16 protein-coding genes are annotated in these 19,336 nt (G+C 29.9%); all 16 read right to left on the bottom strand.

Features of this window, described 5'->3' with window-relative positions; translation table 11 throughout:
- Positions 1-133: 133 nt before the first annotated feature.
- A complete protein-coding gene (locus KGF41_RS06815) occupies positions 134-877 on the bottom strand; it encodes a polysaccharide deacetylase family protein (protein ID WP_227827201.1) in 744 nt (247 codons plus the stop codon).
- A 384-nt stretch (positions 878-1,261) separates the two neighbouring features.
- On the bottom strand, positions 1,262-2,662 hold the full coding sequence (locus KGF41_RS06820; protein ID WP_227850158.1) for an MDR family MFS transporter: 1,401 nt from the start codon (positions 2,660-2,662) through the stop codon (positions 1,262-1,264).
- Between the two features lie 47 nt (positions 2,663-2,709).
- On the bottom strand, positions 2,710-3,126 hold the full coding sequence (locus KGF41_RS06825) for a MarR family transcriptional regulator (RefSeq protein ID WP_227854606.1): 417 nt from the start codon (positions 3,124-3,126) through the stop codon (positions 2,710-2,712).
- A gap of 250 nt (positions 3,127-3,376) precedes the next feature.
- The gene (gene pnp, locus KGF41_RS06830; RefSeq protein ID WP_227836148.1) at positions 3,377-5,488 is read right to left on the bottom strand and encodes a polyribonucleotide nucleotidyltransferase; all 2,112 of its coding nucleotides are present in this window, start codon (positions 5,486-5,488) and stop codon (positions 3,377-3,379) included.
- Positions 5,489-5,612: 124 nt separating this feature from the next.
- Complete coding sequence (locus KGF41_RS06835; protein ID WP_227854582.1) at positions 5,613-6,458, bottom strand: DegV family protein; 846 nt, start codon at positions 6,456-6,458, stop codon at positions 5,613-5,615.
- Positions 6,459-6,696: 238 nt separating this feature from the next.
- Entirely contained in the window at positions 6,697-6,954 is a 258-nt protein-coding gene (gene rpsO / locus KGF41_RS06840; protein ID WP_227434225.1) for a 30S ribosomal protein S15, read from the bottom strand.
- Positions 6,955-7,057: 103 nt separating this feature from the next.
- Positions 7,058-7,987 carry a bifunctional riboflavin kinase/FAD synthetase gene (locus KGF41_RS06845; RefSeq protein ID WP_227856519.1) on the bottom strand — a complete coding sequence of 310 codons (930 nt, stop codon included), beginning with the start codon at positions 7,985-7,987 and terminating at the stop codon, positions 7,058-7,060.
- A gap of 131 nt (positions 7,988-8,118) precedes the next feature.
- Positions 8,119-9,024 (bottom strand): tRNA pseudouridine(55) synthase TruB, encoded by a 906-nt coding sequence (gene truB, locus KGF41_RS06850; protein ID WP_227827196.1) that lies wholly within the window; start codon positions 9,022-9,024, stop codon positions 8,119-8,121.
- A 12-nt stretch (positions 9,025-9,036) separates the two neighbouring features.
- Positions 9,037-10,020 (bottom strand): DHH family phosphoesterase, encoded by a 984-nt coding sequence (locus tag KGF41_RS06855; RefSeq protein WP_227839921.1) that lies wholly within the window; start codon positions 10,018-10,020, stop codon positions 9,037-9,039.
- Entirely contained in the window at positions 10,001-10,381 is a 381-nt protein-coding gene (rbfA, locus tag KGF41_RS06860; protein ID WP_227434221.1) for a 30S ribosome-binding factor RbfA, read from the bottom strand. Before rbfA ends, KGF41_RS06855 begins: the two co-directional genes overlap by 20 nt.
- 42 nt (positions 10,382-10,423) lie before the next feature.
- Positions 10,424-12,364 carry a translation initiation factor IF-2 gene (gene infB, locus KGF41_RS06865; protein ID WP_227827194.1) on the bottom strand — a complete coding sequence of 647 codons (1,941 nt, stop codon included), beginning with the start codon at positions 12,362-12,364 and terminating at the stop codon, positions 10,424-10,426.
- Positions 12,365-12,385: 21 nt separating this feature from the next.
- Complete coding sequence (locus KGF41_RS06870; protein ID WP_227434219.1) at positions 12,386-12,697, bottom strand: L7Ae/L30e/S12e/Gadd45 family ribosomal protein; 312 nt, start codon at positions 12,695-12,697, stop codon at positions 12,386-12,388.
- Entirely contained in the window at positions 12,687-12,968 is a 282-nt protein-coding gene (rnpM, locus tag KGF41_RS06875) for an RNase P modulator RnpM (protein WP_227434218.1), read from the bottom strand. Before rnpM ends, KGF41_RS06870 begins: the two co-directional genes overlap by 11 nt.
- A 6-nt stretch (positions 12,969-12,974) precedes the next feature.
- Positions 12,975-14,129: a transcription termination factor NusA gene (nusA, locus tag KGF41_RS06880; protein WP_227827193.1), complete on the bottom strand. Its 1,155-nt coding sequence runs from the start codon at positions 14,127-14,129 to the stop codon at positions 12,975-12,977.
- Between the two features lie 29 nt (positions 14,130-14,158).
- Positions 14,159-14,620, bottom strand: coding sequence for a ribosome maturation factor RimP (rimP, locus tag KGF41_RS06885; RefSeq protein WP_227856520.1), 462 nt, complete (start codon positions 14,618-14,620; stop codon positions 14,159-14,161).
- A 212-nt stretch (positions 14,621-14,832) separates the two neighbouring features.
- A complete protein-coding gene (locus KGF41_RS06890; protein WP_227827191.1) occupies positions 14,833-19,131 on the bottom strand; it encodes a PolC-type DNA polymerase III in 4,299 nt (1,432 codons plus the stop codon).
- Positions 19,132-19,336 lie beyond the last annotated feature (205 nt).

Consider the following 19,336-nt stretch of genomic DNA (forward strand, 5'->3'; position numbering starts at 1 on the left):
TTTATGTTACATTGGATTATTGAAAACACTATGTTCTAATTCTATTTATTTTTATATGTATTACATTATAAGTCAGTCTTTTAATTAATTCAACTACAACTTATACAATCTTAATCAAATATTTATACTTTGTCTACTTAAATACATCACTAAGTTTACCTGGTTTTAATCCTTTTTCTCTTACAATTGCTATAATATCATCTATACATTTTGTCGTTGCATCAGTTGGGTGCATTAAGATTATACTACTATCTTTAATATCTTTTTTCTTCATTCTATCTATAATTACTTCTGGTTGATCTTTATATTTCCAGTCTATAGTGTCAGCATCCCATTTAATTGAAGTATATCCTAATTCTTTAGCAGCCTTTACTGTTTCTGCTCCAAAAGAACCTGCTGGAGCTTGAAAAAACTTAGTCTTCTCATTTATAATTTCTTCAATTATCTTTTTAGAGGTTTCTATTTGTTCATAGTTATCCTCATATGATAGTGTCGAATAATCTAAATGTTTGTATCCATGATTGCCTATTTCATGCCCTTGTTTCTTTATCTTCAATAATTCGTCTTTATTTTTTTCTGCCCACTTCCCAGTTACATTAAAAGTAATCTTTACATTCTCTTTTTTAAGAGTTTCCAAAATAGATTCTATGTACTCTGTTTCCCATCCAAGGTCTACGTTGCATGTTAATGCAACGTATCCACTTTTATCTTTTGTACCTCTCTCATATGGTAAATCTACTCCATTAAACAAGTTAAAAACGGGCTTATTGTTAAACAATTTTAATACCATTACCCCTCCTGATAATCCTAATAATATCACTAAAATTAGTATTATAATTTTTTTGAGCTTACTCTTATTAAGTACCATCATTATCATTAAAACTCCCCCTAATTATGTACAAATTGTTTCTTATTTAATACTATTAAAGGAAAGCTCTATTTATGCACTAAATATAACATAAACCTTTCTCTGTATATCAATAAAAAATTCTATTAAAAATCTCTTAAATAAACCTATATTATTAAACAGCTTTTTAATTAGCTCTTTACTTTTCCTATCATTTTAGAATTTCCTACAGTACTTTCTACTGTTACTTTTAATACAAGAGTATGTAATACATTTTATATAAAAAGCCTCTGTTAGAAAGAGTAACAGAGGCTTTTTATTTCATGTTCAAAAGTTTAATTTCATACTTGAAAATATATTATAATAACTAGAATATGTTTATGTAATTGTACTTTTGAAATCTATAAATAATCTTTAATTTGTTGATTTCTTTAAACTTTTTCTTTCTATAAAAAAGAGAGCCACTAAAAGCTGAACTACTGCAACAATTGAAATACAAATAAATGCAACATCTATTCCAAATACATTTGCTGTAGTATTTGTCATACCTCGTGATGTTACTGTAGCAGTTGTCATTACTGCAACAAAAACTGCTGAGCCAATAGCACCAGCTATTGTACGCAATGAAGTAAGTAATGCTGTTCCATGAGCAATATTTTTTTCCCCAAGCACACTCATTCCCCAAGTAACAATAGGCATCATAATTAATCCAATAGCTATCAGACGTATAATATAAAAAACAGAGATATACAATACTGAAGTATCTTTTCCTACAAAAGATACACCAAGACAACTTATTGCCAAGAATATACTTCCACATACAACTAGCTTTCGTATTCCAAACCTATCATAAAATCTACCTGCAAAAGGACTTATAAGTGCCATTACAAGAGAACCTGGCATCATAATGAGACCACACTTAGTTGCTGAAAATCCTCTTACTGTCTGGATATATATTGGAATTAAAGTGGAACCTGCCATCATTACAACATATAGAAGCATACTTATAATTACAGCAAGTCTATAACTTTTATTCTTAAGAATACGAAGTTCTAGAAATGGCTCTTTTGAGTGAATCTGACGCAAAGAAAATGCTATAATTGATACTATACCTACAAATAATGGCAAAGCAATATTTATACTGAAAAACTCAGTTGTTCCAATATTCCCAAGTCCAAGCAAAAGGCCACTAAATCCCACTGCACATAAAATCATAGAAAACGTATCAAATGATTGTTTTTTTGTCTCTATTACATTTTGTAACACTCTAGATGCTATAATAATGTCAATAATACTTATAACTAAAGAAAACCAAAAAATAGCTTGCCAATTAAAAATATCAATGACAATTCCTGCTAGAGTTGGCGCAAATATTGGAGCAGCACCAGCAGCCAAACCGTATATACCCATTATGGAGCCCATTTGTTCTGCAGGATAAATTGTTAAAATTATTACTTGTGTCATAGATAGCAACACTCCATTACCCATTGCTTGCAATATACGTCCAAACAAGAGAGGTGTAAATGAAGATGCACTAGCAGAAAGCAACAATCCTACCGCAAAAAGACTCATAGCACTAATGAAAAGTGGTTTTGTTGGAAATCTCCTAATCAAAAATGCAGTTGCAGGAACCATAATTCCCATAGCAAGTGTATATGCACTAGTAAGCCATTGAGCTGTTGTGGCTGATATATTTAAATCCCCCATCATAACTGGCAATGCAGTAGTAAGAGATGTCTGAAGTAATGAGCCAACTATAGATCCAATCAATAGTACAGCAAAAATCATATTTCTAGATTGCTTATTTAAATTCATGTCTTTACCTTCTTTCTGTTTTTATTAGCAACGCTTAAGAAATATCTCTATTTTTTATCTTCAAAAAACTTTATAATCTTTTTTTGAATACGTATGTAAGCAATAGCATCTTCTGGACCTAGTGCTTTTAAAAATTTAACTGTATACTCTAAAAATTCTTTTTCATTTATTTTCTGCTGTTGTATTCCCTTAGGCATTAATTGAACTAGTGTCTGTCTACCATTTTGTGGGTCAACACAGCGCTCAATCATTTCCTTTGATTCTAACTGATTAAGAATAGCAGACATTCTAGCAGTACTAACATTCATAGTACTACTTATTTCTTTTGGGTTTACTTTTTTATTGTTTTTAGATAAATAACCCAATACAAATTTTTCACCACTTTGTATATCTGCAATTTTATCTTTATGTGGTATTTTTACCATCAACGTCTTAACCTTTCCAAGTTCAAGTGCTAATTCCATATAGTCCACATTATCACCTCCTTAATCGCTAACACTATTAGTAATTTACCATATATTGTCAATAAAATCAATATTAACATGATGTTTAATAGTCATTATCACATTAGCAATAAAATATTATAATAAGAGATTATATATTCGTAATGATACTTAATTATTTAGCACTTAAACTTCTCAAATATTTGTACTAAGTATATTTATACAATAAAAAAGCAAAACCCTAAGATTTTGCCTTTAATTATTTAATACATTATTTATTTTTATGCTCTGGTTTTGGTAAAAGAACTTTTCTAGATAAGTTAACTCTTCCTTTTTCATCTATTTCTGTAACTTTAACTTCAACTTCATCTCCTATATTTAATACATCTTCAACCTTAGCAACTCTTTCATGAGCTATATGAGATATATGAAGTAATCCTTCTTTTCCTGGAAGTATTTCAATAAATGCTCCAAAATTCATTATTCTACTTACTTTACCTTTGTAAGTTTTTCCTACTTCTGGTTCAATAACTATATTATTTATAAGTTCTTGAGCTCTATTAATCATATCAATTTCAATACCTGATATGAATACTTCTCCAGTTTGTTCAATATCTATCTTAACTCCAGTTTCATCTATTATCTTAGTTATTATCTTTCCACCAGGTCCTATTACATCTTTTATTTTGTCAGGATTTATTTGCATTTTAACAATCTTAGGTGCATATGGTGAAAGCTCTGGTTTTGGTTGAGATATAGTTTTTCTCATTTCTCCTAGTATATGAATTCTACCTTCCTTAGCTTGTTTTAAAGCACGTTGTAGAACTTCTTTATCTATACCATCTATTTTTATATCCATTTGTATTGCAGTTATACCATGTTCTGTCCCAGCCACTTTAAAGTCCATGTCTCCTAAGTGGTCTTCCATACCTTGTATATCTGAAAGCACTGCTACCTTGCCATCATGCTTTATAAGTCCCATTGCTATACCTGCAACCATGTCTCTTATAGGCACACCTGCATCAAGCAGAGATAATGTTGAACCACATACACTCGCTTGAGATGTAGAACCATTTGAACTCAATACTTCAGAAACTAATCTAATAGCATAAGGGAAGTCTTCTTGAGATGGTATCACTGGTAATAAAGCTCTCTCAGCTAAAGCACCATGTCCTATTTCTCTTCTACCTGGACCTCTTGATGGTCTAGCTTCTCCAACACTATATGCTGGGAAATTATAGTGATGCATATATCTTTTGTTTTCTTCTTCATCTAATCCATCTAACTTTTGAACATCTCCTAAAGCACCTAAAGTAGCTACATTAAGTACTTGAGTTTGTCCTCTAGTAAATATAGCTGAACCATGAGCTCTAGGTATCATACCAGTTTCACACCATATAGGTCTGATTTCTTCTAATTTTCTATTATCTGGTCTTACATTTTCATGCACTATAAGTTTTCTTACTTCTTCTTTTATTATATCTTGTAATACTTCCTCTATATCACCAATAAGTTCTTCAAAATTTTCAATAGTTTCTTCAAAATGAGCTAGAGTTTCTTCTTTAACTCTATCCATCTTTTCCATTCTTTCTAATTTTTCAAAAGTTTGAACTGCATCTTTCATCTTAGCAGTTGCAAATTCACGAACCAATTGAGTTATTTCTTCTCCTGCATGGTATAATTCAACAACAATTTTTTCTTTTCCAACTTCTGCAACTATACCATCTATAAATTCAACCACTTTTTTTATTTCTTGATGAGCAAATAAAATAGCATCTAGCATTATATCATCTGGAACTTCATCTGCTCCAGCTTCAACCATCATTATTGCTTCTTTTGTACCTGAAACAACTAGATGCATTGAACTTTTCTCTCTTTGCTCTGCATTTGGATTTACAACGAATGCACCATCTACAAGACCAATACATACTGAACCTGTTGGGCCATTAAATGGTATATCTGATATAGAAAGTGCTATAGATGAACCTATCATTGCTACTATATCTGGTGTGCAGTCTTGATCTACTGATAAAACTGTTGCAACTACCTGAACATCATTTCTAAATCCTTTTGGAAATAATGGTCTTATTGGTCTATCTATCAATCTTGATGTAAGTATCGCTTTTTCTGAAGGCTTACCTTCTCTCTTTAAAAAACCTCCAGGTATTTTACCTACAGAGTATAATTTTTCTTCATAATCTACACTTAAAGGGAAAAAGTCTATTCCGTCTCTAGGCTTAGCTGACTTAGTTGTATTTACCATTACCATACTGTCGCTGTATCTAACTATACAGCTACCGTTAGTCATTTCACAAATTTTTCCTATTTCTACAGAAAGTTCTCTCCCTGCGAAATCCATTTTAAATATTTTATGTTCAAACATTAATGCTTGTCCTCCTCTTATTAAAAACACGTATATCACTCTATTTACTATATTATCAAAAATACTATAAATTAACAATATAAAAATTATCTTTGCCTATATATGCAAGAAGCTTATATTTCTGCTAATTAGAACAACTTATAGCTAATATATCTGGCCCTGTATGAGAACAAATAGAAACTCCACCTCTAGTAAACAAGACTCTTCTTGCTTTTATTCTTTTATTTACTTCTTCTTTTAATATTTCACAATCATGTAGATTATCTCCACAACCTATTGTTACTATTTTCCCTTCTAAAGACCCTTCATTCATTTCTAAAATTATATCTACTAGTTTACTTGCTATATTTTTTACTCCTCTAACCTTGTTTACCAACTTAGCTTCCCCATTATCAAAGAAAAATATAGGTTTTATATTCAACATATTTCCTATTAAAGCAGTTGCTACTGGAACCCTTCCACTTTGTTTTAAGAAATCAAGGGTATATGGAGCAAAAAGTAATCTTATACTGCTACGAATGTTTTCTAACTCATTTATTATTTCTTCAAACCCTAAACCTTCTTCAACAAGTTCACAAGCCTTTATAACATATTGCCCACTACCAAGTGATAAGTTTCGAGTATCAAATATATGTATTTTTTCTTTTTCATTCATATCATTTTTAGCTATTACGGCACTTTGAAAAGTTCCTGAAGCATTTGATGCACCTGTTAAACAGATTATATGGTATCCATCTTCTATAAACTTATCAAATACTTCTTTAAACTCCATATATGTAGCTTGTGAAGTCTTAGGTATTTGTTTTATTTCTTTTACTTTCTTGTAAAACTCTTCTTTATCTATATCCACTCCTTCTATATATTCTCTATCATTAAAAATAACTGTAAGTGGAACTATTTCTATACAATCTTTCTCTGATATTTCATCTGGAATATCGCACAAACTATCACATACTAACTTTATTTTCAAAATAATTTCCTCCTTATTCTAACTAAATATTATAGTATAAAATTTCTATATTTATCTTGTCTTTCCTTTTTAATTGATTATGTATTTATATATTACCTTATATTCTTACCCAATATTATTCATTTTATAATTTTTTATAATGTATAAATTACTTTTATTATTAACTATTTTACTCTATAATAAATTAACTATAAAAAAGCAGGTATACACTATACCTGCTTTTTTATAAAGAATGAAATTACTTTCTTAATCCTAATTTAGCTATTAATGCTCTATATCCTTCAAGATCTTTTTCTTTTAAGTAAGCTAATAAGTTTCTTCTTCTACCAACCATTTTTAATAGTCCTCTTCTTGAATGGTGGTCTTTCTTATGAGTTTTTAAATGTCCATTTAGATCATTTATTCTAGCTGTTAATAAAGCTATTTGTACTTCTGGAGAACCAGTATCTCCTTCAACTCTTCCATATTCTTTGATTATTTCTGTTTTGTTTATCATTTAGATTACCTCCGTATTTTTTTAGAAACGCCTATTACTAAGCATTGATTGGAGTATTCAAAAGCTGAGTAATGGTTATTTTCCTTAATCATTTTATCATACATTACTTGTTTTTGCAAACATAGTTTTCATATACATAGTTTGTGTCATTAGACAATTGATTTTTTAAGTCATTTATTGAATTAAATTTTCTCTCATCCCTTATTCTTTCCAAAAATTCAACAATTATATTTTTACCATAAATATCTCTGTCAAATTCTAAAATGTTTGTTTCAATAGACAAAGATTTTCCATTAACTGTTGGGTTATAACCTACATTTGTAGCACCAAAATAAACCTCATCTCCAATATGTACAATAGAAGCATAGATACCTCTCTTTGGAACGAGCATATTATTCTTAAGGTCAATATTTGCTGTTGGGAATCCCATAGTTCTTCCAAGGTGTTTAGAATGTATAACACACCCTTCTAACTTGTAATTACGACCTAAATACTCTTTAACATTAGTCATATCACCTTGGGATACTAAACTTCTAATATAAGTACTACTCACTCTTACATCATTTATTTTGATTGGTTTTATTACTTCCACCTCAAAACCAAATTCATTTTCTAAGCTCTTTAATAGATTGACATTCCCTTCTTTAGCTCTGGCAAACGTAAAGTCATGTCCAATCACTATTTTTTTAGCCTTTAATTTTTTTACTAGTATCTCCTCTACAAAATCATTTGCAGGTATTTTAGTCATATACTCATCAAATGGTATAATTACAACTATATCTATTCCCAATTCTTCTAATAAATTTATTTTGTCCTCATTACTTATAATATTTTTTGTTGAGTTTGGTCTAAAGTAGTTTACAGGATGATTTGCAAATGTAAATACAATACTCTGTATATTTTCTTTTTTTGCATATTCAACTGCTTTTTTTATAAGAACTTGATGTCCTTTGTGTATGCCATCAAAATTCCCTATGGTAATGACACTTTCTTTTATGTTTGCTATTTCTGCTATAGATTTTATAATCACCATAATAAATTTTCCCCGCTAAAATTATAATTTACTCTTAACTTATTCACAAACTATTATAGCATAAGTAAAAGAGATAGACTATAGAAGTTATTATAGCACTATCTCTTTTGGTGTTTTTTCAAATACATTGATTATATAAACATCTTATCACTTTTAACACTTACTGTATTATTATGTTTTGATAATTTTCCTAATCCTAAGAAGTTATCTTTACTATATACTCTTACAAATTCATCATCTTTACTGAGATTGTTCTTTAAAAATCTCTTATCATCTATTGAACCACCATTACTATAATATTTTATAGCATTAGGGTTTAATACAATATAATTAAACGAATCTAATACATAATCTATATCATATAAGTGTTTATCCAGAGTTTCATTTGCATAAAATAATTCTAATTCTTCTAGCGTTATCGAATTTTCCAAGTTAAATTTACCAGAAGATGTTCTATTTAAAAATGACATATGTCCTCCACATCCTAGATATTCTCCTATATCATGGCAAATGCTTCTCACATAAGTCCCTTTAGAACATTCAACATAAAACATTACTTTATTACCTTTTATACTAAGGATTTTTATATCTTTTATGTTTATTCTTCTAGTTTTTAAAGTAATCTCAGAGCCTCTACCACTTCTTACTAAATCACACATTCTCTTTCCATTTACTTTTAAAGCTGAGTAAATTGGAGGAAGTTGATCTATTTCACCTTTTTGTGTATCAAAAGCTCTTTCTATATCTTCATTACTTAACTTAAAATCATCAATTTTTTTTATAATTTCTCCAGATGAATCATAGGTATCTGTACTTATACCTAAAGTAAGTTCACATATATACGATTTATCTTTGTTTAAAATAAGTTCACATACTTTTGTAGCTTTTCCTGTACATATTGGTAAAACACCTGATGCATCTGGGTCAAGAGTACCTGTATGCCCAACTTTTTTCATATTTAAAATCTTTCTTACCCTACTTACAACATCATGAGATGTCATACCTGTGGGTTTCAATATATTTATAATCTTATTCATTTTATTGTCACCTTAAATTGATTTTAACACTGCCTCTAATACCATTTGTTTAGCATTATCAATACTATCTTTGATAGTACATCCAGCAGCTCTTATATGACCACCGCCACCAAATACTTTAGCTATTTCACTTACATCAACATAATTTTTTGACCTAAAACTCACTTTAATTTCATCTTGTTTTTTTTCTTTAAATAAAATTCCAACTTCAATACCTTTTATATCTCTAGTATATGTTGTTATACCATCAACATCATTGAAACTCATGTTATTCCTATTCATCATATCCTGAGTTAAAATTATACTAGATACCTTTGAATCAAATATCTCCAAAGATTTTAAAGCTTCACCTAATAATTTGTAATAATCAGAAGAATTACTTTGATATATATTTTGTATTATAGTGTTTTTTTCTGCACCTAAAACAAGTAAATTCTTTGCCATCTCAAAACTACTTGCATGCACATTTGAATAGGAAAAATTTCCAGTATCAGTCACAAGACCTGTATATAAACATGTTGCTATATCTTTATTCATAATCTTAATGTCTTTTATTTCTTGAAATCTAACTAATAAATTATACACTAGTTCACAAGTAGAAGATGCATCAATATCTACATAGTTTAAATCTCCATATGAATCATTACTAGCATGATGGTCAATACAGATTACTTTTGATGCATTATTTTTGATTTCATCACTTACACATATTCTCATCTTATCTCCGCAGTCAAGTGCAATTAGAGAATACTTATTTATATCAAATTCATGAGACTTATAAATTTCTACACCTTCAACTAAAAACTTCAAATTCAATGGGGCTTCATCATCAAGTACATAATATACATTTTTCCCTAAACTTTTTAGTGTATAATACATTGAAAGTGTTGAACCAATATTATCTCCATCTGGACTAATATGAGAGGTAACTATAAAATAGTCACCCTCATATATATAATTTATAATACTATCAATATTATTCATCATAATTTTCATCCTCATTTTTTTGAGTATTTTTTTCATTTACTCTCTTTATAAGGCTATCCATATACATTCCTTTTTCTATTGAATCATCAAGTTTAAATATTATCTCAGGAATATATCTAAGCTTTATATTTTTTCCTACTTCTCTTCTTATATACCCTCCAGCACTCTTAAGTCCTGCTAATGTAGATTCTTCATCTCCACCTAGAATACTTACATATACATAAGCATATCTTAGGTCATTTGTAACTTCTACATCAGTTACACTTACCAAAGATGTTATTCTAGGGTCTTTTACTCCATTTATAAGCATAGTGCTTACTACTTTTCTTATTTCTTCTGCAATTCTTCTTGTTCTATTATATGATGCCATACCATCGACCTTCTTTACTAACTGATTTTCTTTGATACGAATTTATAATTTTCTTTCTACTTCTTTAGTTATATAAGCTTCTACTATGTCGCCTTCTTTTATGTCATTATAATTTACAAAACTCATACCACATTCGTATCCAGAATTAACTTCTTTTACATCATCTTTAAATCTCTTAAGTGCTGCAAGTTCACCTTCATGTATTATTATACTATCTCTAACTAATCTTATTTTACAGTTTCTAAATATTTTACCATTAGTTACATAACATCCAGCTACTGTTCCAATACCAGATATTTTATATATTTCTCTTATTTCAGCTTTTCCTGTTTCTTCATCAACATATTCAGGGTCTAACATACCAGTCATAGCAGCTTGTATATCTTCTATAGCCTTGTATATTATAGTATATGTTCTTATATCAACATTTTCCTTTTCTCCTAGAGATTCTGCGCCTGGAACTGGTCTTACATTGAATCCTATTATTATTGCATTAGAAGCTGCTGCAAGTAATATATCTGATTCTGTTACAGCTCCAACACCTCCATGTATTACTTTAACTTGTACTTCTTCATTTGATAATTTTTCTAAAGATTGTTTAACTGCTTGTACTGAACCTTGTACATCTGCTTTTATAACTATGTTAAGGTCTTTTATAGCACCTTCACTCATTTGACTAAATAAAGCATCTAGTGATAATCTTTGAGTTGATTTTAACATCTCATCTCTAGCTAATTGTTGTCTTCTTGCTGCTACACTTCTAGCAATTTTATCTGTTGGAACCTCAACGAATTGGTCTCCACCTTGTGGAACTTCTGATAGCCCTAATATTTCTACTGCTGTAGATGGTCCTGCTGTCTTAACTCTTTTACCTTTTGCATTTATCATAGCTCTAACTTTACCACATGCAACACCTGCAACGATTGGATCACCTACTGTTAGAGTACCACCTTGAACAAGTACTGTTGCAACTGGACCTCTTCCCTTATCAAGCTCAGCTTCTATAACAGTTCCTACTGCTCTTTTATTTGGATTTGCTCTTAATTCTTCTATTTCAGCAACCAACAATACCATTTCTAAAAGTGTATCTATTCCTTCTTTTTTCTTAGCTGATACTGGAACTGCTATTACTTCTCCACCCCAGTCTTCAACTAATAATCCTTGGTCTGCTAATTCTTGTTTAACTTTATCTGGGTTTGCACCTGGTTTATCTATTTTATTTATAGCAACTATTAAAGGTACTCCTGCTGCTTTAACATGGTTTATTGCTTCTACTGTTTGAGGCATTATACCATCATCTGCTGCAACAACTAATATTGCTATATCTGTAACTTGTGCTCCTCTTGCTCTCATTGATGTGAAAGCCTCATGTCCTGGTGTATCTAAAAATACTATTTTTTTGTCATTGATTTTAACTTCTGAAGCACCTATATGCTGAGTTATTCCTCCAGCTTCACCTGAAATTACATCAGTTTTTCTTATTGCATCTAGTAAAGATGTTTTACCATGGTCAACATGTCCCATAACCGTAACAACTGGTGGTCTAGATTTTAAATCCTCTTCATTATCTTCTTCAATTTCCATTAAAGCTTCTATTTCTAAAGCTTCTGTATCATCACTTTCTGCTACTGTTAATTCAAATCCATAGTCTTTGGCAGCTAAAGCAGCAATCTCAAAATTTATCTCTTGATTTATTGTTGCCATAGTTCCCATTTTCATAAGCTTCATAATTATTTCTGATGGAGATTTATCTAATTTAGTTGCTAATACTTGTACTGTCAACTGTCCATCTATTTCTATAACATTTCCATTTTCTTGAGATGAATCTTCACTTAACACTTCAAGTGCTAATTCTAACGCTTCACCTTCTAATACTGAATCTTTGTCAGTTACATTAATATCTAATTCAGCTAACTTATTTATAAGCTCTTCATTTGATATATTTAATTTTTCTGCTATTTGGTATACTCTTGTTTTTGACACAAGATCACCCCCTATTTTATTTTAAATTTCTATTAGTTCAATTATCTTTTTAGCGAAATTTTCATCTTTTATTCCTACGACTGCTCTTGGAGATTTTCCTATTGCAAATCCTATTTCATCTTTTGTTGAAAAAAATAGATATGGAATATTTCTAAAAGTTGATTTATCTTTAAAAAGTTTTTTTGTGTTATTTGATGCATCTTCTGCAATTAAAATTAATTTTACTTTTCCTTTTTTTAAGTCAAGCAAAGTTGAATCATCACCAGACACTATTTTCCCTGCACGAGTTGCGAGTCCTAAGAACGAGTGTATCTTTTCTTTATTATTTTTCATATTCTTCTAACTCCATAAGTAGATTATCATAGACTTCATCAGGAACATCAATTTTAAAAGCTTTATTTAATGCTTTGCTTTTTATAGCTTTTTTTAGACATTCAGAGCTTTTGCATACATATGCTCCTCTTCCATTAGCTCTTCCTGTTGGGTCTAAAAATATTTTTCCTTCTTTATTTTTAACTATTCTTATAAGCTCTTTTTTAGAGTCTCTATCTTGACATGCTATGCATTTTCTTTGAGGCACTTTTTTTACTTTTTTCAAAGCCATCCCTCCTTACTCTTCTTCTTTGAAATTATCATCTGAGACATCTAACTCATCTTGATTGATAAATTCAACTTTAATACCCTCATCTTCTATTTCTTTGGATTTTTCAAGATTTATCATTTCTTGTTCTGCTTGAGATTCGCTCTTAATATCTATCTTCCAGTTTGTCAATTTTGCTGCAAGTCTTGCATTTTGACCTTCTTTACCTATAGCAAGTGATAACTGATAATCTGGAACAATAACTAAGGCAGATTTTTCATCTTCATTTATATCTACTTTAACAACTTTTGATGGGCTAAGTGCTGCTGATATAAACTCTGCTGGATTTTCACTATATTTTATTATATCTATTTTTTCATCACCAAGTTCATCCACTATATTTTTTACTCTAAGTCCTTTTGGACCTACACAAGCTCCAATTGGATCTATTTTTTCATCTATAGATCTTACTGCCATTTTAGTTCTTGACCCAGCTTCTCTTGCCACTGATTTTATTTGAACTATACCCTCATATATTTCAGGAACTTCTTCTTCAAATAATCTCTTTACTAGACCTGGATGACTTCTTGATACAACTATTTGAGGTCCTTTGTTAGTCTTTTTAACTTCAAGTATATAGAATTTTATTTTTTGACCTGCTTTGTAATTTTCAAATGGGATTTGCTCACTTTGAGTCATTATCCCTTCTATTCTTCCAAGATTTACATAAACAATATTTTTATTTGCTCTAGCAACCTCTCCTGTAACTATTTCATTTTCTTTTTCTATAAATTCATTATACACTATTTCTCTCTCAGCTTCTCTTATTCTTTGAACAACTACTTGTTTTGCTGTCTGAGCTGCAATTCTTCCAAAGTTTTTAGGTGTAACTTCATGCTCTATAATATCACCCAATTCATAATTAGGGTTTATCTCTCTAGCATCTGCTAACTCTATTTCTAAGAAAGTATCATATAGGTCTGATTCATCGACAACTACTCTTTGAGAAAATACTTTTATATCTCCTTTGTCTCTATCAAACTCAACTCTAACATTTTGTGCTGAACCAAAGTTTTTTTTGTATGCAGTTAAAAGAGCTTGCTCTATAGTATCTATAAGTATTTCTTTATCTATACCTCTATCAACTACTAATTCGTTTAGTGCTTCCATAAATTCATGATTCATTTTTTATTTCCTCCCTATTTAATATACCACTAAAACTTTATTGCTAATCTAACAATAGCAACATCTTTTCTATTAAATTCCATTTCTTCACCATTTATAATGATTTTTATATTATTATCTTCTGTTAATCCTACAAGTTCACCTTCAAATTGTTTACATCCATTTAATGGTTTATATAATTTTAAATCTACATCTCTACCTTGGTATCTAACAAAATCTCTGTCTTTTTTTAATGCTCTATCAAGCCCTGGAGAAGATACTTCTAAAAAATAATTCTCTTTTATAGGGTCTTTTTCGTCTAATATTGGGCTTAGTTCTCTACTAACTAATTCACATTCGTTTAAAGATATTCCTTCTTCTTTATCTATGTATACTCTTAAGTAGTATTCTCCCGCTTCTTTTACATATTCAACATCAACCATTTCAAATCCATATTCATCCGTTATTTTAGTTACAATTTCTTCAATTGCTGCTTCTAAATCTTTTTTCATTAAATTACCTCCTATTCAATTGTAAATGACTAGTTTAATTTTATTAAATAATTTTTAAATTAAATGTATTCAATAAAATTAAACTAGTTCTTAATAATATATTTAAAATAAAAGAGTGAGAACAGCTGTCTCACTCTTAGTTTCTGCAAAGTATACTATTTTCTATACTATGATATCATAAAATTCTTTTATTTGCAACTTTTTGAACTAACCTAAAACAGAGACAATTGGTTTTCATCGCTCATATTTTCAAGTGAGCCATGATTAGTAAGTGTTTCTATTACTGTTTTTGATACTTTTGCTCTCTTTCTTAAATCTTCTTTTGATATAAATTCACCATTTTTTCTTTCATTTTGAATATTTAAAGCTGCATTTCCTCCAAGGCCTTGTATTGCTGCCATTGGTGGAAGTAATGTTTTTTCTCCAACAACTATAAAGTCACTTGCATCTGATTTATATATATCAACTGGTAACAACTTTATCCCCCTTGCATACATTTCAAGAGCAACTTCTAATACAGTCAACATACCTTTTTCCTTTGTAGTTGCATCATTTCCCAATGATTCAATCTCATTTATTTTTGATTTTATAGTATCCAAACCCTTAACAATTAAATCTGCATCAAAATCTTCCACCTTTGTAGTAAAGTAAGTTGCATAAAAGGCTTCTGGGTAATGTACTTTACAATATGCAATTCTAAATGAGGTCATAACATAAGCAACAGCATGTGCTTTGGGGAACATATATTTAATCTTTTTACATGAACCTATATACCATTCTGGAACATTATTTTTCTTCATTTCTTCAATATGTTCTGGTTTCAAACCTTTCCCTTTTCTTACACTCTCCATTATTGTAAAACTCATCTTAGGAGGTAAGCCTTTAAATATTAAGTAGTTCATTATGTCATCTCGTGTAGATATAACATCTTTTAATCCCACTATATCTTCTCTAACTAAATCTTGTGCATTGTTTACCCAAACATCCGTACCATGAGAAAGACCAGATATACGTACGAGCTCTGCAAATGTAGTGGGTTTTGTGTCAAGAAGCATTTGTCGTACAAACTTAGTTCCAAATTCAGGTACAGCAAGACATCCTATAGGACAATTTATCTCTTCTGGTGTAACTCCTAACGCTTCTGTAGATGTAAATAAAGACATAGTTTCTTCATCGTCTAGAGGAATTTCTGTTATATTTATTCCAGTAATATCTTCAAGCATTCTTATGATAGTAGGACCGTCGTGTCCAAGTATATCAAGTTTAAGTATCCTACCACTTATTGAATGATAATCAAAGTGAGTAGTTATAACACCACAAGAAGTATCATTTGCTGGATATTGTATAGGTGTAAAATCATATACATCTTTATAGTCTGGTATAACCATAACTCCACCAGGATGCTGTCCTGAAGTTCTTTTTACACCAGTACACCCATTTGAAAGTCTAAGTACCTCTGCATTTGGTACACTTATATTATTTTCTTCTACATATTTTCTTGCATATCCAAAAGCTGTTTTTTCTGCTACAGTACCTATAGTTCCTGCTCTATATACATATCCCTCTCCAAATAATTCTTCAGTGTATTTGTGGATTGTAGGCTGATAATTTCCTGAGAAATTTAGGTCTATATCTGGTTCTTTATCACCTTCAAAACCTAAGAAGACCTCAAATGGAATATCATGACCATTTTTAGCAAGTTTTCTTCCACATTTTGGACAATCCTTATCTGGCAAGTCAACACCTGACCCCCATTCACCTATTTCATAAAAAAAGGAATATTTACAATCTTCATTTTCACAAATATAGTGAGCTGGTAGAGGATTAACTTCTGTTATATCACTCATAGTAGCTGCAAATGATGAACCAACAGAACCTCTTGAACCAACTAAATATCCATCTGAGAGAGATTTTGCAACTAGTTTTTGAGCTATGATATACATAACTGCATATCCATTACTTATTATTGAATTTAATTCTCTATCCAATCTCTTTTGAACTATTTCTGGTATTGGCTCTCCATAAATCCGTTTAGCTTTTTCATAGCACATTTCCCTTAATTCTACATCTGAACCTTCTATAATTGGTGGATATGTATCATCTGGTATAGGTTTTATATTTTCAACCATATCAGCAATCAAATTACTATTTTCAACCACAACTTCATATGCTAACTCTTCTCCAAGATAACTAAACTCCTCCAACATTTCATCTGTTGTTCTAAAATGTAAATAAGTCTCTTCTTCATCTACCTTAAATCCTTGAGAATACTTTAGAACTTTTCTTAAAACAGCTTCATGTTTATCTAAAAAATGAACATCTCCAGTAGCTACTGGAATTTTATTAAACCTCTTAGCTGTATCAATTAATTTTCTATTTAATTCTCTTAACTCTTCTTCATCCTTTACTTCTCCTTTATCAATCATAAACCTATTGTTATCTATAGGCATCACTTCTATATAATCATATAAATCTATTATTTTTTTCATTTCTTCATCAGGTACATTTTTCTTTACAGCTTGAAAAACAACCCCGGCTTCACAAGCTGAACCAATTATGAGACCTTCCTTATACTCATTTAAAATACTTCTAAGGATTCTTGGTGCTCTAAAAAAATGATTTACATGTGCATCTGAAATTATCTTATATAAGTTTTTTATACCTACAGAATTTTTTGCTATCAAAGTTATATGGTTTGTACTAAGCTTTGTATAATCAATTTTTCCAAGAATATTATTCACATCACTTAAAGTTTTTGCACCTTTTTCTGTAAGCATCTGTAAAAATTTATTAAATATAAGTGCAGTTGCCTCTGCATCATCAACTGCTCTATGATGGTTTAAAAGAGGTATACCAAGCTCTTTAGCAACAACATTTAACCTATGTCTTTTTAACTTTGGAAGCATTACTCTGGCTAACATAAGTGTATCTACCTTTTTGTGATTATACATTATCCCCTGTTCTCTACACTTCTGTGATATAAACCCAGTATCAAACTCTGCATTATGTGCAACTAGTACACTATCTCCAACAAACTCCATAAATCTTGGAAGAACTTCTTCAATAGTTGGCTTGTCTTTAATCAATTCATTAGTTATTCCCGTTAATTCTTGTATCTTATACGAAATATCTTTTTCAGGATTTATCAGTTCACTAAATCTATCTACAATTTTAAAATTTTCTATTTTTACAGCACCAATTTCAGTTATTTTATCATTTGTATTAGAAAATCCAGTAGTCTCTATATCAAATACAACAAACGTCTGAGAAAGTTCTTTATCATTTGCATCTTCTATAATAAGAGAATCATCTTCAGCTAAATACCCTTCTACTCCATAAAGTATTTTTATGTTGTTTGCCTTACCAGCATTCATAGCATCTGGGAATCCCTGTACAACACCATGGTCTGTTATAGCAATCGCTGGATGTCCCCATTTGGCTGCACGTTCTACAAGTTTTTTAACAGAACAAATAGCATCCATAGAGGACATCTGAGTATGTGCATGAAGTTCTACCCTTTTTTCTTCTGAAATATCTTTTCTCTCTGGTCTATTTTCTTGTCTAATTCCACTAATCATCATACTAATTTCTCTTTGATATGTATCATAAACTATGTCACCTTTAAGTTTTAAATAAGCTCCTTTTTTAACATTTTCAAGTACTCCATCTTTATTGGTATCTGTTAAAAATAGCTTACAACTTATTGAACTAGTATAATCTGTAATCGATGCTATCATAAGTATTTTTCCATTTTTAAGTTCTTTAGTCTCAACATCAAATATATCCCCAACAACTGCAACTGTTCCAGAAGATGCATTTAATCCAGATATATTTTCAATCATAGCATTTGCATTATCTCCATAGACTAAATTTTCATCAACTTCTGATTTAATAACATAACCTTCTTCTTCATTTTCTTCACACTTATTAATTTGTCCAATTTCCAATGCTCTAATTTTTTCTTCCATTTCCCTATCATTTATTCTTATGAGTCTTTCTACATTTACCTTTTCATCAACAGCTTTTTCAATAGTTATATCTAAGTCCAATCCCAATTCTTCACTAAGAACAGTTTTAAGTACATGAACTACATTTTTTCTTATTAATCTCTCATAAAATATACCCTTTGGGAGTTTTATTTTTAATTCTTCATCTAAACAAAGAAATTCAACTTGCTTATACCATCCTGCAATGGACGGACACAAGTACTTTAATATATACAAGATATTATTCCAATATTTTTTTATAACATCTTTGTTAGATTTTCTTTCAAACCCAGTAAATCTTATTTTCATCTTTATATCTTTAAAATAATCAAGCTTATACATCAATTCTTCTCTAAATTTATCTAAAAGTTCATGGGAAACAATCTCTTTAGACGTTAGGTAAAAGTAAACAATTTTATTTTCTTTAAAATAAACTACTCTATTTATGTAAACTTCTTTAAGTTGTTTTCCAAGGCCACTGTTATTAATTTCTAATTTATCTAAATATTCCTTAACACTTTCCATTTATATCCTCCTTTCCTAACATTATATATATATTATTACCACTTTTTCTCTATTTCTATCTATTACTCACTTATATTTACTTAGAATTAATATTATAACATAAAAATTTTACTAATATTAAGGTTTATATCTAGTAAATTATATACAAAAAGACTACAGATAATTTAAACAAAATGAAAAACTACCCATAGTCTATATTTTTTTA

The sequence above is a fragment of the Clostridioides sp. ZZV14-6150 genome, assembly GCF_020657875.1.
Classification (GTDB): domain Bacteria; phylum Bacillota; class Clostridia; order Peptostreptococcales; family Peptostreptococcaceae; genus Clostridioides.